Below are 13,862 nucleotides of genomic sequence, written 5' to 3'. Positions count from 1 at the left end.
CGAATGCAGTAACGACCAGACGGACGCAACACGACTCCGGCCACCTTTCGTTTTCCGATCGCCACAACAGGTGCACGCACGTCCAGCGTCCTAGGCTGATCGTCATGAGCGAGAAACCGCAGGGCTCAGGCGAAAGCAACCTCACCGTCGTCCTGGCCCTGCTGGTGAATCTGGCGATTGCGGTCATGAAAGCCATTGCGGGCGTTTTGACCGGTTCAGCCGCGATCCTCTCCGAAGCCGCGCACTCGGTCGCCGACACGTTCACCGAGGCGTTGCTGCTGACCGCCCTGCGCCGCTCGGACCGCCCCGCCGACCGCCGCCACCCGTTCGGCTACGGCAAGGAGCGCTACTTCTGGTCGCTGCTGGCCGCGGTCTCGATCTTCGCCTCGGGCGCGGTGTTCGCGTTCTACGAAGGCTTCCGCACGGTCTTCGGCCACCCGGAGGAACAGACCCGCCCGCTCGTCGGCTACATCGTGCTGGGCCTCGCGTTCGCGCTGGAATCAGTCTCGTGGACGCAGGCGTTCCGGCAGGTCCGCTCCGAGTCCAAGGCGCACGGCCGCGGGTTCTGGGACTTCCTGCGGGTCTCCGACGACCCGACCGTGAAGACGGTCTTCCTGGAGGACTCCGCCGCCCTGGTCGGCCTGCTGCTGGCGTTCGCGGGCCTCGGTCTGCACCAGCTGACCGGCTCCTCGGTGTGGGACGGCCTCGCGTCGCTGGCGATCGGCCTGCTGCTGGCGGTGGTCGCCTACGTGCTGGCCCGCACCAACCGCGGCCTGCTCATCGGACGGCAGGCGGACCCGGTGCTGGTGAAGGCGATCTGGCGCCGGCTCGGCGAGGTGCCCGAGGTGGACGCCGTCGTGGACGTCCTGACGATGCTCATCGGCACCGACCGCGTGCTGCTGTGCGCCCGCCTCGACTTCGACGACGCCCTCACCGCGCACCAGCTGGAGAACGCCTGCGTGCGCATCTCAGCGGAGCTGCGCACGGAGTTCCCCGACCTCGACGAGATCTTCCTCGAACCCGTCCCGCGCACCGACCCGGAACTGCGCCGCCGAGTGCTGGAACGCTACGGCGACCTGAGCTAGCGGCGCGTGTCCGTGCGGTGGAAGTTGAGGTACGCGCGGCTCGGCGTGGGCCCGCGCTGCCCCTGGTACCGGCTGCCGGCCTGCGACGAACCGTAGGGGTGCTCCGCCGGGCTCGACAGCTTGAACAGGCAGAGCTGCCCGATCTTCATGCCGGGGTGCAGCGTGATGGGCAGGTTCGCGACGTTCGACAGCTCCAGCGTGATGTGGCCGGAGAAGCCGGGGTCGATGAAGCCCGCCGTGGAGTGCGTCAGCAACCCGAGCCGCCCGAGGCTGGACTTGCCCTCGAGCCGCCCCGCCAGGTCGTCCGGCAGCGTCACCATCTCGTAGGTGGACCCGAGCACGAACTCGCCGGGGTGCAGCACGAACTGCTCGTCCGCCGGCGTCTCGATCAGGCTCGTCAGGTCGTCCTGCTGCTGCGCGGGGTCGATGTGCGTGTACTTCGTGTTGTTGAAGACCCGGAAGAACCGGTCGAGCCGCACGTCGATGCTCGACGGCTGGAGCATCTCGACGTCGAAGGGGTCGAGGACGAGACGGCCGGACTCGACCTCTTTGCGCAGATCCTGGTCACTCAGCAGCACCCGGACAGGCTAACCGAAGATGCGCGCGGGTCACGTTGCACGCCTGTGTATGATCGACGACGAGCTTGCTCATGCGGGTGTAGTTCATTGGTAGAACGACAGCTTCCCAAGCTGTAGAGGCGGGTTCGATTCCCGTCACCCGCTCCACTCGAAGGCCCTCCTCGTGAGGGCCTTCGTCGTTTCAGCGGCGAGGCGGGCAGGGGTCGGCAGGCTGACTAGTCGACCGGCAGACCCCACGGGCGGCGGTCCAACTCCACCCAGCCGCCGCCTTGAGCGAGTGCGGCGCGCACACCGGCCACGTGGTCCGCGAACGACGCGAGGTCGCCGTGCAGGAGTTCGGCGCGTTCGACGTCGAGGGGGTGTGTGTCGTCGTGCCACAGGTCGACGGCGAACGAGGCCACGAAGGACATGGACTGCAGCAGTTGCAGCAGGGCGACGGACGGGCGTGCGGTCTCGGCGAGGTAGGCGGTGCGGATTTCCTCGCACACGGCGAGGAGCGCGCGCACCTGGCGGATGGCGTCGGCCGGTGTGCCGTCCCAGGAGGGGTCCGGCCACACGCGGTCGCTGAGTTCCAGCCAGAGTCGCCAGCCGGTAGCGAGTTCCGCGTCGTCTGAGGGAGACCACTTGCCCATGCATTCACTGTGCATGGGCAAGCTACAAGTGTCTCGTGACGATGACGCACGCCACGACAACCGATGCGCCACATGTGCGTCCTGTAGCGCATGACGCGTTCCTGGCAAGGACAGAGCGTGAAGAGTCTTGTGATCGGGCTCGCCGTGGGCGTGGTGTTGACGGTGCTCGCGATGCCCGCGCTGAAGTACGAGGTCACCGATCACGCCAACCTGCTGACGCGCGTGCTCGCCTACGGGTTCCTGTTGGTGCCGGTCGCGGTCGTCACCGTGCTGAAGAGCGAGTTCCCGGTGACGCACACGACCGGACTGGTCCTGGGGGCGACGGTGGTGCTGGCGGGCACGGCCACCACCTACACGGGCACGCCGATGCCCTACGTGTGGCTCGCGGCGGCGACCCTGTTCGGGTGCGCCGCCGCGAGGATCATGCGGAACGAAAGGCTTACGCCTTCACCTTCTCCTGGTCCGGCTCGTCGGAGCTGAGCGAGTCGAGCAGTGCGTCGCGCTCGGTGGACGGCTCCTTCTTGAGGAAGCCGATCGCCAGGTAGAGCACCAGCGAGAGCAGCAGCGGCCACGAGACGAGCACGCCCTTGGTGACCCACGCGGCCTTGTTCAGCTGCTCGATGTAGAGGAACGCCCACATGCCGAGGCCGCCGACGACCGACGCGATGGCCGCCGTGGAGCCGATCCTGCGGAACCACGGGAGCAGGCCGAGCATCAGCGGGATCGCGATCGGGCCCATCGTGGCGGCGACCAGGTCGACCACCACCTTGAGCACGAAGCCCTGGCCTCCCGAGGCGATGGCGATGATCATGCTGACGCCGATGAAGGTGAACGTCGTGATGCGGGCCAGCTTCAGCTGGTTGTCCGCGGAGAACGTCTTCACCTTCTTCCACAGGTGGGGCAGCATGTCGCGGTTGATCACGGCGGCGATGACGTTCGCGTCCGACGACACCATGGCCATGGTGTGCGAGAAGAAGCCCGCCAGGACCAGGCCGATCATGCCCGCGGGCAGCATCTGCTTGCCCATCTCGATGTAGGCGTTCTCCGCCTGTGCGCCTTCGAGGCCCGGCACGATCAGCGGCGCCGCCCACATCGGGAAGAACAGCACGAGCGGCCACACCAGCCACAACGCCGACGAGAGCAGCGCGGACCGCTTGGCCGCGAAGCCGGACGGCGCGGCCATGTAGCGCTGCGCCAGGTTCCACATGCCGCCGTTGTACTCGAGCGTCTTGATCAGGAAGAGCGCCATGAGGAACGTCGACGTGTACGGGCCCGCCAGCGGGTCGCTGTGGCTCTCCGGGAGCTTGTCCCAGATCGTCACGGGGAAGCTCCAGCCGAGGGTGCCGGCGACGGCGAAGAACATCGCGAAGCCCGCTGCCGCCTGGATGATGAACTGGCCGAAGTCGGTGAGCGCGTCGGCCCACAGGCCGCCGAGCACGGAGTAGACCATCGTGACCAGGCCGATGATGATGATGCCCCAGGTGATCGGGACACCCGCGAAGCCGCGGAGCAGGATCGAGACCGCCGCCCACTTCGCGGCGATGTCGACGACCTTGAGCAGTGCGCCCGCGTAGGCCATGACCTGCTGGGTGGGCAGGTTGTAGCGCTTGGCCAGGTACTCGAGCGGCGACTTGACGTCGTGCTTCGAGCGCAACCGGTTCCACCGCGGCGCGAACAGGAACGCGCCGATGCCGACGCCGACGCCGATCGTCAGCGACCACCACACGTAGACGGTGAGCCCGAGCCGGTACGCCTCGGAGGCGAACGCCACGAACATGACCGCGCTGTAGCCCGACATGTGGTGCGAGATGCCGGACAACCACCACGGCATCTTGCCGCCGGCCGTGAAGAAGTCGGCGATGTTCTGGACCCGCCCACGCGACCAGAGCCCGATCGCGACCATCACGAAGAAATAGCCGACAACCACGATCCAATCGAGGGTGCCCATGTGACCTCCTTGCGTGCACACACGTGTGCCCGCGAGAGCACCAGGCCTCATGGCGGCGGAACCTGGCACATCCGCACGGGATATGTGACGTAGGTCTTACGAGACTGTTGCCCCGCGGCGGAAGGGTTTCGCCGGTCTTGAATCACATTCGTGACCCTTGTTCATACATGCGAACCTGAATGGGCCGTTGTCATTTCCGGTCCTCTTCCCGGCCTTTTTTCGCGTCACGCGATCGGGGTAACGGCGTCACCCCTCCGGATGCACGAAGGAGGTGCTGATGCTCCCGCCAAGCCGGCCTGCTCCCGGCGTCGCGCTGATCGATCCCGTGCCGCTCTACCGCGAAGGCCTGTCCGCCCTGGTCAGGAGGACTCCCGGCCTGCGCTGGCTGGGGTCGACCGGCGACGTGGGCGCCGCCGTTCGCCTGCACGAACGACTGCGTCCCGACGTGCTGCTCATCGACTCCCTGCTCGACCCGGTCGGCCACCTGACCCGCCTGCTGGTCGAGCGCGACCCGGCCCTGCTCGTCATCGGACTGGTCCGCGGCGCGCACTCGCACGTGAACCACGTCACGACCGCGCTGGAGGCGGGGGTCCGCGGTGTCGTGCCGCGCAGCGCCCAGCCGGAGCAGATCGTGCGGGTGATAGCTGAAACCTGCCGTTCACGTGCGTATGTGCACCCCGACCTGAGGGCGGGTGAACGGCCAACGCTGACCAAGCGTGAGCACGAGGTGCTGACGCTCATCGCGGACGGCCTGGAGAACCAGCAGGTCGCCGACGAGCTGGTGTTGTCCGTCGAGACGGTGCGCACCCACGTGAAGGGGATCTTGCGCAAGCTCAGTGCTCGCGACCGGACGCACGCGGTCTCGCTCGCCTACCGGTCCGGGTTGCTGATCGGGCGGGCGGCGATGCCGGAGTAGAGGGGTGAGGTCGCGGTAGACGGGTGGCGCAGGGTGCTGGCGTGCAGGGTGCTGACGGGTGGAGCGCCGAAGGGCTGACCATCGGTGCCCAACCAGGCCCGACTGAGCCCGACCGCCCGGTCAGCGCTGCCGATCACCCGCCCAGCCGTGCTCGAGCAGGCCGAACACCTCGTCTGCCGCCCGTGCGCGGTCCGGACGGTCGAAGATCACGTCCCTCGCGTCCAGCGCGAACCTGGCCAGCGCGGCGCACCTGACGTCGTCCGGTGGCGCGCCCGTCTCCTCCGCGATGGCTCTGGCCAGTGCGTCCTGGTGGCGCGTCCACATGCGGTGGCCGTACTCGCGCAGAGCCGGGGTCTCCAGCACGAGGCGCTGGAAGACCTCGAACTGCGGGTGGCCGGCGTGGCCCTCCGCCGCCTGGACGAAGTGGTCGCGCAGCGCCATCGGGATCGACCTGCCCTCGCGGTTGCGCACGACCTGCACCAGCGCCGACTCCTGCTCCTCGTCCTCGTCGAAGAGCAGCGCCTCCTTGCTCGGGAAGTGCTTGAACAGCGTCGTGACGGACACGTCCGCCGTGTCGGCGATCTCCTTCACGCCCACGTCGTCGAAACCGCGGTCGAGGAACAGGCGCAGTGCCGCCTCGGCGATCGACTGGCGGGTCTGCAGCTTCTTCCGCTCGCGGCGGCCGAGCTCGGTCACCGGGCGACTGTACCACCAAGGTTGATTCAGTTCAAAAGTGTAGTGGTTGCACTTTTTGAGTCGATGCGCTTTGCTGGGGACATGACTTCGCCACGCATCGCCATCGCCGGGGCCGGCATCGGCGGCCTGACCTGCGCCCGCGTCCTCCAGCTGCACGGCTTCGAGGACGTTGCCGTCTTCGAGCGCGAGAGCTCGCCGGAGGCCCGCCAGCAGGGCGGCACCATCGACCTGCACGCCGACAGCGGCCAGGAGGCCGTCCGCGCCGCCGGGCTCTTCGACGAGTGGCGCGCGCTCGCCCGGTTCGAGGGGCAGGAGCAGCGCAAGGTCGACCACGCCACCGCCGAGTTGGTCGAGCACCAGCCGCCGGAGGGCGACTTCCGGCCCGAGATCGACCGCGGCCAGCTCCGCGACCTCCTCCTCGGCTCGCTCGCGCCGGGAACCGTGCGGTGGGGGCGGGGCGTCGGGTCGGCGCGGCCGGGCGAGGTCACGTTCCTCGACGGCTCCACGGAGGCGTTCGACCTGGTCATCGGCGCGGACGGGGCATGGTCCCAGGTGCGCCCCGCCCTGTCGCCCGCGGTGCCGCGGTACACCGGCGTGCTGTTCGTCGAGACCAGGCACGACGGTGACGAGGCGCTGCTCGCCCTCACCGGCCAGGGCACGATGGTCGCCGACGACGAGGGCCTGATGCTGTGGGCACAGCGCAACAGCGGGGACCACGTGCGTGCGTACGCCTGTCTGCGCGCGGACGAGGATTGGAGGCCCTCCAACGCCGAGCTGCTGGACCTGTTCGCCGGCTGGCACCCCTCACTGCGGGCGTTCCTCGAGGGCGAGCTGATCCACCGGCCCCTGTACTCGCTGCCGGTGCCCCACACGTGGGAGCACACACCCGGTCTCACACTGCTCGGTGACGCCGCGCACCTGCAGCCCCCGCTGGGCGTCGGCGCGAACCTCGCCATGCAGGACGCGGCCGAGCTCGCCCTCGCGATCGCGGAGCACGGTGTCCGAGACGGGGTGCCGACCTACGAATCGGTCATGGTGCCGCGGGGCGTCAGCTTCGCCGAGCGCACGAATCCGGCGCTGCTCGAGATGGTCGGTGAGCGGCCCATACGCGTCTGACCGGCTCTCATGCCCGATTCAGGTCACTCGGAGGACTGTCTGATTCGCCACCAGTGGGTGGTCGGCCTTGCCGGGGTTACTGTCGAGTAATACTCTGTTGTTACCGGTCAGTAGGCGACCCCGCCGCGACCCTGAGGAGTGAGCTGACGAGATGGGCCACTACAAGAGCAACGTCCGGGACCTCGAGTTCAACCTGTTCGAGGTCTTCAACGTGCAGGACCACCTCGGCACGGGGCCGTTCGAGCAGTCCGACGAGGACACCGCGCGCAGCGTGCTGGCCGAGATCAAGAACCTCGCGGAGGGCGTCCTCGGCGACTCCTTCGCCGACGCCGACCGCAACCCGCCGGTGTTCGACCCGGCGACGCACACGGCGACCCTGCCGGAGTCGCTGAAGAAGTCGTACCAGGCGGTGTGGAACGGCGAGTGGTACCGCCTGTTCCTGCCGGAGGAGCTGGGCGGCTTCGGCACCCCCCGGTCCGTCATGTGGGCCGCGTCCGAGCTGCTGCTCGGCGCGAACCCCGCCGTCTACATGTACCTCGCGGGCCCGAGCTTCGCGACGGTCGTGCACAACAACGGCACCGAGCGCGACAAGCACTGGGCGCAGCTCATGATCGACCGCGGCTGGGGCGCCACGATGGTGCTGACCGAGCCGGACGCCGGTTCGGACGTCGGCGCCGGTCGCACCAAGGCGATCAAGCAGGACGACGGCTCCTGGCACATCGAGGGCGTGAAGCGCTTCATCACGTCCGCCGACCAGGACCTGACCGAGAACATCATGCACATGGTGCTCGCGCGTCCCGAGGGCGAAGGCATCGAGGCGAAGCCCGGCACGAAGGGCCTGTCGCTCTTCCTGGTGCCGAAGTTCCACTTCGACCCGGAGTCCGGTGACCTGGGCGAGCGCAACGGCGCCTTCGTGACCAACGTCGAGCACAAGATGGGCCTCAAGGCGTCCACCACGTGCGAGCTGACCTTCGGCCAGCACGGCGTGCCCGCCAAGGGCTGGCTGCTGGGCGAGGTGCACGACGGCATCGCGCAGATGTTCGACGTCATCGAGTACGCCCGCATGATGGTCGGCACCAAGGCCATCGCGACGCTGTCGACCGGCTACCTGAACGCGCTGTCCTACGCCAAGGAGCGCGTGCAGAGCGCCGACCTGACGCGCATGACGGACAAGACCGCCCCGCGCGTCACCATCACCAACCACCCGGACGTCCGCCGCAGCCTGATGCTGCAGAAGGCGTACGCCGAGGGCCTGCGCGCCGTGTACCTGTACACCGCGACGTTCCAGGACAAGGTGCTGCTCGGCGGCGACGACGCCAAGCTCGCGGCCCAGGTCAACGACCTGCTGCTGCCGATCGTCAAGGGCGTCGGCTCGGAGCGCGCGTACGAGCAGCTGGCGCAGTCGCTGCAGACGCTGGGCGGCTCGGGCTTCCTGCAGGAGTACCCGATCGAGCAGTACATCCGCGACGCGAAGATCGACTCGCTGTACGAGGGCACCACGGCCATCCAGTCGCTGGACTTCTTCTTCCGGAAGATCATCCGCGACAAGGGCCAGGCGCTCGCGTTCATCAACGGCGAGATCCAGTCGTTCCTCGACAACGAGGGTGGCAACGGCCGCCTGAAGGAGGAGCGGGCGCTGCTCAAGCAGGGTCTCGAGGACCTGCAGGGCATGCTCGGCGCGCTAGTCGGCTTCCTGACGAGCTCGCAGGAGGACGTCAGGAACATGTACAAGATCGGCCAGAACTCGGTCCGCCTGCTGATGACCGCGGGTGACGTCCTCGTCGGCTGGCTGCTGCTGCGCCAGGCCGAGGTCGCGCTGCAGAAGCTCGACGGCACCCCGTCCGCCAAGGACAAGGCGTTCTACGAGGGCAAGATCGCGGTGGCGTCGTTCTTCGCGAAGAACGTGCTGCCGGAGCTCACCTCGCGCCGCAAGATCGCGGAGTCCACGGACAACGCGCTCATGGACATCGACGAGAGCGTTTTCTAGAACGCCTCAGGACGACGGGTCCGTGCACCTCCTGCCCGAGGTGCACGGGCCCGTTTTTCGTTGCGTCAGAACAACAGCGGACCGATCGCGGCACCGACGTTGAACGCCGCCGTCGCGTAGGAGCCCGCCATCGTGGGCGCCCCCGCCGCGTGGTGCAGCACGCGCGCGATCAAGGTGCTGCCGACCGCGAACGACACCGCGCCGAGCACGAACACCAGTGCCAGCAACGGGATCGGCTCCCGGCCCAGCACGTCGAGGCACAGCCAGCCGGCCACGGCCAGCGGTCCGCCGAACGCGACGACCGGCAGCGGTGACGAGTCGGCCAGCCTTCCGCCGGCGGTGACACCGGCGAACGAGCCGACGCCGAACAACACGAGTGCGACCGGCACCCACCACTCGCTCAGGCCCGTGTTCGTCACCGCCGGGGCGAGGAACGTGAAGCGGCCGAACGTCACCGCGTTCACGGCCACGGCGAGCACGACGACCAGCACCAGCCGCGGCTGGAGGAGCTCGGCGAACTCCGGGCGCAACGCGGGCATCAAGACGTGCTCACGCCGAGCCGGAATTCCTTTCAGGACACCGATCGCCGCCGGCACGCAGAGCACGGCGACCGCGAGAAACGTCGCGCGCCACCCGAAGGCGGTGCCGAGCAACGACCCGCCCGGCACACCGGCGATGGTGGCGACCGTCGTGCCGGACAACAGCACGGCGAGCGCCCGCCCACGCCGTCCCGGTGGAACGAGCGCGACGGCCGTCGTCAGTGCCACGGCTAGGAATCCGGCGTTGGCGAGTGCGGCGACCACACGGGACGCGAGCAGCACGGCGAAGCTCGTCGTGAGAGCGCCGGCGACGTGGGCCGCCAGGAAGACGAGCACGAACCCGAACAGGCTGCGGCGGGGCGGCCACCTGCGGGCGAGCACCGCCATCAGAGGTGCGCCGACGGCCATGCCGGCCGCGAACGCGGAGGTGAGCAGACCGGCGGTGGCCACCGGGACTTCGAACGCGGCAGCGATGGACGGCAGCAGTCCGGCGAGCATGAACTCGGAGGTGCCCATGGCGAACACGGCCAGGGCGAGCAGGTACAGCGAAAAGGGCACGGAGGAACTCCGGAGGCATCAGGGGTTTTCGGGGCTGACGGCTAGACCGCAGACCCGACCCTGGATGCCTCAGGACTCGACATGCCCGGCACGGTAGCGTGACCGAGTCCCACGACGCAGCTTGATTTCGTTGTCGGTTGACAGGCCCTCGTTCGGAATCAAAGATTGCCGGGTGTTCCTGTACCTGCTGATTCTGTGCGCGGTCGTGGGCGTCGTGGCGCTCGCGACGATCGTTCTACGACGCCTGAAGAACCGGCGGGTGCGCCAGGACGCGCTGTGGTCCGCATACCGGCAGCACATGGACGAGCTGCGCGAGGCGTCGCCGGAGGCCGAGCTCGCGAACGTCGCGCAGGTGTACCAACGGGCGGGCAGCGGCGCCAAGGCCGCGATCGTGTGGCAGCGGACCGGGGTCGCCCAGGACTCGTGGTTCGAGGGGATGAACCCGAGTCCCGGCGACCTCCTGCTGCTGCGCGGCGGCCCCGGCTGGGGGCCGGACGTCAGCAGCCCCAACGTCTTCTACATCGCGCCGGGGCAGGTCCTGTCGTCGATGACGCTCGAGGCCCAGGAGGCCGCGGACCGCCATCACTCCTTGAGTGCGCGCGCCGCCGCGAAGCAGTAGACGCCGAACGCGGCGATGCCGATCGCCACGGCGGACAGCAGGAACATGCCGTAAGGCTGTGCTGCCAACGTCTTCAGGGCCTTGTCCATGCCGCCGGACTGCCCGGGGTCGGCGTTGATCGCGGCGAGCCCGACGAGAACGCCGATCACGCCGTACGCGCTGCCCTTGCCGATCCAGCCGATCCTGCCGACGGGCTCGATCCACTTCGGGGCCTTGCCCATGTCGAGGTCCTTCTCGAAGGACTTCTTGATGCCCTTGTAGATGATCACGCCGGCGATGGCGAGGATGCCGATCGCGACCGCGCCGACGATGAACTGACCGCCGGGCCAGGAGAGCACCTGCGCGGTGAGTTCCTGCTGCTGCTGGTTCTGGTCCCCGCCGCTGCCGGAGCCCGTCGCGTACTTGAAGGCACCCAGTGCGATACCGGTCGCCGTGACGGCACGAGCCGCGGAACCGATCCGCTTGGAGATGCGCTTCCGCTTCTTGCCGATGTAGGTGTACCCGACGAAGGCGAGCAGCAGCTGCCACAGGGCGAAGAACACGAGCCCGATGCCGAGCAGCCAGAGCAACCACGGGCCGCCCTGAGCGATGTCGCTCACCGCGCCCTTCGAGTCGGCCTGTTCGGAGTCGCCGAACGCGACCTGGATCGCAAGCCACGCCACCAGGACGTGCACGACCCCGTACAACACCATTCCCGCGCGCCCCAGCGTCTGGACGACGGGGTGTCTTCGCGCCTCTTGCGCAACAGTGGCCACGAACGGGTGAATACCCGCGCGTGGCCACTGTTGAACCAGCTTTTGTGTCAGCCGCCGGGCGGCGGCTCACAGATGATCTTGAACTGCGGGTCGTACTTGACCGTGCGCGACTCGCTGCGGGACTGGCCGCTGCGTCGGTCCGTGATCGTGCGGGTGTCCGTCACCGAGAAGCCGGGGGCGCCGTTGCTCGGTGCGCAACCGGCCTTGTTGACCTTCTTCTCCTGCGGCTGGGTCGGGTTGAACTCGCCGCTGGTGGAGCCGGTGACGTCGTAGTTCTTGGTGCCCCACAACACGATCTTGATCGACGACGGCGTCCAGATCGTCTGGATGGCGACGCCCGTGTCGTCCGGGTTCGTGAACGCGATGTCGATCAGGCTGTTGCCCGCGTTGTCCATGAACACGGTGGCCTCGCGGCCCTTCGGGTACCGCGTGATCCAGTAGCTGTGCTCCCGGTGACCCGCGTCCTTCATGCCCGCGTAGTAGTACGCGTTGTAGAGCGTGGTCGCGAACTGCGAGATGCCGCCGCCGACCGCCTGGCCGGGGATGCCGTTCTCGATGATGCCCGCCTCGACGTAGCCCTGCGCGGTGCCGCGGGGGCCTGTGTACTTGTTGAGGCTGAACGTCTCCTTGGGCTTCACGATCGCGCCGTTGACCTTCTCGGCGACGACGCGGATGTTGACGCCCGAGGTCGCGGCGAAGCCACCGGTCTGGAACTCGCCGATGACCTCCTTGATGCCCATCTTGTTCGCCTGCTCGGTCGTGACCTTCGCGGGCGTGTGCTTATACTCGAACTTGACCTCGCGCGCGTCCTTCTTCTTCAGCGTGTCGAAGTAGGGCTGGAGGTTCTTGTCCCAGTCGAGGTCGAGGCCGTCCACCGAGGGCTTGACCGTGGGCTTGCCGCCCTCGAAGACGATCTCGGCGTCCTTGCCCTCCTTGATCGTGTCCTTGAGCTGCGGCGTGGTGACCTCGGCGAGCTTGTCCTTGTTCGGCGTGACGTTCAGCGCGCCACCCTCACCGGGGGCGAACGCCAGCGTGGCGCCGATCTGCTCGGGCGTGAGCGTCGCGTCCTTGCCCTCGCCCTTGATGACGACGGGGCCGGACACCGCGGTCTTCACGACCTCGTTGAGCGCCTTCTCCACGCCCTCCTTGGTCGTCTTGACCGGGGTGAAGTCCATCGGGACGTCGACGGGGCTGCCGGACGCCCAGTTCGCGACCACGGCGCCGACGGCGTCCTCGGCCTTGAGCTTCTGACCGTCGTGCGGCTCGACGGCGACGGGGTTGGCGCCCTCGAACTTGATCGTGCCCTCGATCGGGTCGTGGTCGAGCTCGGGGCGCAGGGCCTCGAGCGCACCGGACACCTTCGCGTCGTCGGCCTTCGTCGCCACACCGACCTCGCGGCTGGTGAAGAACGAGGTGACGCGCGTGAACGGGCTGAGCGGCTGGCTGCCGGCGCGGTCGATCGTGGCGTTCCAGTCGAGCTCCAGGCCCGCGGCCTTCGGGTCAAGCTCGGCAGTGACGTCACCGGCCTTGAGCGCGACGGGCTTGCTCAGGCGCGGACCGATCTCGTCGCGGAGCTTCTTCTCGGCGTCGCCGTGGCTCATGCCGCCGACGTCGACGCCCGCCACCGTCACGCCGCGCGGCACGTTGCCGCTCGAGACGAGGATGTCGAGGCCGTAGAGCAGGCCGAAGGCGCCGACGACGGCCGCGGCCACGATCAGCGCCTTCTTGCGGTTGAACTTCGGCTGCGCCTCGTCCTCACCCGGCTCGATCATCACGGGCCCGTAGACGCCGGTGTCGTTCTGCGGCTGGGGCTGCGGCTGCGGTTCGGGTGGCGCCACCGGCTTCATGTACTCGGTGGCGGCGTCGCCCGCCGGGAAGCCGACGCCGGGCAAGGCCGCGGCGATCGTCGGCTCGTTCGAGTCCGGCTCCTCAGACGGCCACGCCTCGGTCGAGGCGTCCACCTGGACCGGAGTGATCTTGGTCGTCTGCTCCGAGGACGTGCCGCCGGGACCCACCGGAGGCATCGCTCTCGTCTTGTCAGCGTCGTACGGCACAGCTCTCCCCGTTGCCCTGTCTCTCCTGAGGTGGCATATGTGTGTAGCTATCAGGCGCAGATCACGAACCGGCGGCTCATAGGTACAGACCAGTACCGTGCTCGGTGAGCTCAGTCGCAACCGCGTGCAGATCGCGTTCCCTCATCACGAGGTACGTGGTGCCCTGCACCTCGACCTCGAGCTGGTCCTCCGGGTTGAACATCACCCGGTCGCCGACCTTCACGTGGCGCACGCTGGTACCGACTCCGAACACATCACCCCACGCCAACCGCTTCGCCATCTGGGCCGTAGCGGGGATCACGATGCCTCCGCTGGAACGCCGCTCGCCGTCCTCGGGCGAGATGCGGACCATCACGCGGTCGTACAGCATCTGGATCTC

The 13,862-nt window shown here is 68.3% G+C and carries 13 protein-coding genes, 1 tRNA gene and 1 pseudogene; 7 read left to right on the top strand and 8 right to left on the bottom strand.

Annotation, left to right across the window (positions count from 1 at the left end; translation table 11 throughout):
- Positions 1 to 104: 104 nt before the first annotated feature.
- Positions 105 to 1,085, top strand: a complete 981-nt coding sequence (locus tag ND450_RS33460; RefSeq protein WP_253322322.1) for a cation diffusion facilitator family transporter — start codon at positions 105 to 107, stop codon at positions 1,083 to 1,085.
- On the opposite strand, the gene dcd is transcribed toward ND450_RS33460, so the two are convergent.
- Positions 1,082 to 1,663: a dCTP deaminase gene (gene dcd / locus ND450_RS33455; protein WP_089918540.1), complete on the bottom strand. Its 582-nt coding sequence runs from the start codon at positions 1,661 to 1,663 to the stop codon at positions 1,082 to 1,084. The two genes, ND450_RS33460 and dcd, sit on opposite strands and share 4 nt — an antisense overlap.
- A 73-nt stretch (positions 1,664 to 1,736) precedes the next feature.
- On the opposite strand from dcd, the gene ND450_RS33450 reads away from it, so the two are divergent.
- Positions 1,737 to 1,810: transfer RNA gene (locus ND450_RS33450), tRNA-Gly, on the top strand.
- A gap of 68 nt (positions 1,811 to 1,878) precedes the next feature.
- Here ND450_RS33450 and ND450_RS33445 read toward each other — a convergent pair.
- On the bottom strand, positions 1,879 to 2,295 hold the full coding sequence (locus ND450_RS33445) for a hypothetical protein (RefSeq protein ID WP_253322321.1): 417 nt from the start codon (positions 2,293 to 2,295) through the stop codon (positions 1,879 to 1,881).
- A 117-nt stretch (positions 2,296 to 2,412) separates the two neighbouring features.
- Between ND450_RS33445 and ND450_RS33440 the strand changes: the two genes are divergently transcribed.
- A complete protein-coding gene (locus ND450_RS33440) occupies positions 2,413 to 2,775 on the top strand; it encodes a hypothetical protein (RefSeq protein WP_253322320.1) in 363 nt (120 codons plus the stop codon).
- Here the strand turns inward: ND450_RS33440 and ND450_RS33435 are convergent.
- The gene (locus ND450_RS33435; protein ID WP_253322319.1) at positions 2,735 to 4,243 is read right to left on the bottom strand and encodes a sodium:solute symporter family protein; all 1,509 of its coding nucleotides are present in this window, start codon (positions 4,241 to 4,243) and stop codon (positions 2,735 to 2,737) included. The genes ND450_RS33440 and ND450_RS33435 overlap by 41 nt on opposite strands.
- 277 nt (positions 4,244 to 4,520) lie before the next feature.
- Here ND450_RS33435 and ND450_RS33430 point away from each other — a divergent pair, with 277 nt between their 5' ends.
- Positions 4,521 to 5,159 carry a response regulator transcription factor gene (locus ND450_RS33430; protein WP_253322318.1) on the top strand — a complete coding sequence of 213 codons (639 nt, stop codon included), beginning with the start codon at positions 4,521 to 4,523 and terminating at the stop codon, positions 5,157 to 5,159.
- Between the two features lie 120 nt (positions 5,160 to 5,279).
- Here the strand turns inward: ND450_RS33430 and ND450_RS33425 are convergent, their stop codons facing one another.
- Complete coding sequence (locus tag ND450_RS33425; protein WP_253322317.1) at positions 5,280 to 5,855, bottom strand: TetR/AcrR family transcriptional regulator; 576 nt, start codon at positions 5,853 to 5,855, stop codon at positions 5,280 to 5,282.
- A gap of 81 nt (positions 5,856 to 5,936) precedes the next feature.
- Between ND450_RS33425 and ND450_RS33420 the strand changes: the two genes are divergently transcribed.
- Positions 5,937 to 6,971 (top strand): NAD(P)/FAD-dependent oxidoreductase, encoded by a 1,035-nt coding sequence (locus tag ND450_RS33420; protein WP_253322316.1) that lies wholly within the window; start codon positions 5,937 to 5,939, stop codon positions 6,969 to 6,971.
- Between the two features lie 151 nt (positions 6,972 to 7,122).
- Entirely contained in the window at positions 7,123 to 8,958 is a 1,836-nt protein-coding gene (locus ND450_RS33415) for an acyl-CoA dehydrogenase (protein WP_089918528.1), read from the top strand.
- A gap of 71 nt (positions 8,959 to 9,029) precedes the next feature.
- On the opposite strand, the pseudogene ND450_RS33410 reads toward ND450_RS33415, so the two are convergent.
- A pseudogene (locus tag ND450_RS33410) lies at positions 9,030 to 10,055 on the bottom strand (Cmx/CmrA family chloramphenicol efflux MFS transporter); the annotation flags it as partial.
- A 172-nt stretch (positions 10,056 to 10,227) separates the two neighbouring features.
- On the opposite strand from ND450_RS33410, the gene ND450_RS33405 reads away from it, so the two are divergent.
- Positions 10,228 to 10,674, top strand: a complete 447-nt coding sequence (locus ND450_RS33405) for a hypothetical protein (protein ID WP_253322314.1) — start codon at positions 10,228 to 10,230, stop codon at positions 10,672 to 10,674.
- On the opposite strand, the gene ND450_RS33400 is transcribed toward ND450_RS33405, so the two are convergent.
- The 3 genes from ND450_RS33400 to ND450_RS33390 form a co-directional block, all read right to left on the bottom strand.
- A complete protein-coding gene (locus ND450_RS33400) occupies positions 10,638 to 11,429 on the bottom strand; it encodes a DUF1206 domain-containing protein (RefSeq protein ID WP_253322313.1) in 792 nt (263 codons plus the stop codon). The genes ND450_RS33405 and ND450_RS33400 overlap by 37 nt on opposite strands.
- A gap of 47 nt (positions 11,430 to 11,476) precedes the next feature.
- A complete protein-coding gene (locus tag ND450_RS33395; protein ID WP_371927796.1) occupies positions 11,477 to 13,276 on the bottom strand; it encodes a VanW family protein in 1,800 nt (599 codons plus the stop codon).
- A 283-nt stretch (positions 13,277 to 13,559) separates the two neighbouring features.
- Positions 13,560 to 13,853: a co-chaperone GroES gene (locus ND450_RS33390; RefSeq protein WP_089919073.1), complete on the bottom strand. Its 294-nt coding sequence runs from the start codon at positions 13,851 to 13,853 to the stop codon at positions 13,560 to 13,562.
- Between the last annotated feature and the right edge of the window lie 9 nt (positions 13,854 to 13,862).

It is taken from the genome of Lentzea sp. HUAS12, assembly GCF_024125735.1.
Taxonomy (GTDB): Bacteria; Actinomycetota; Actinomycetes; order Mycobacteriales; family Pseudonocardiaceae; genus Lentzea; species Lentzea albida.
The sequence above is the reverse complement of the archived record's forward strand: the minus strand, read 5'-3'. Positions and strand labels throughout refer to the sequence as shown.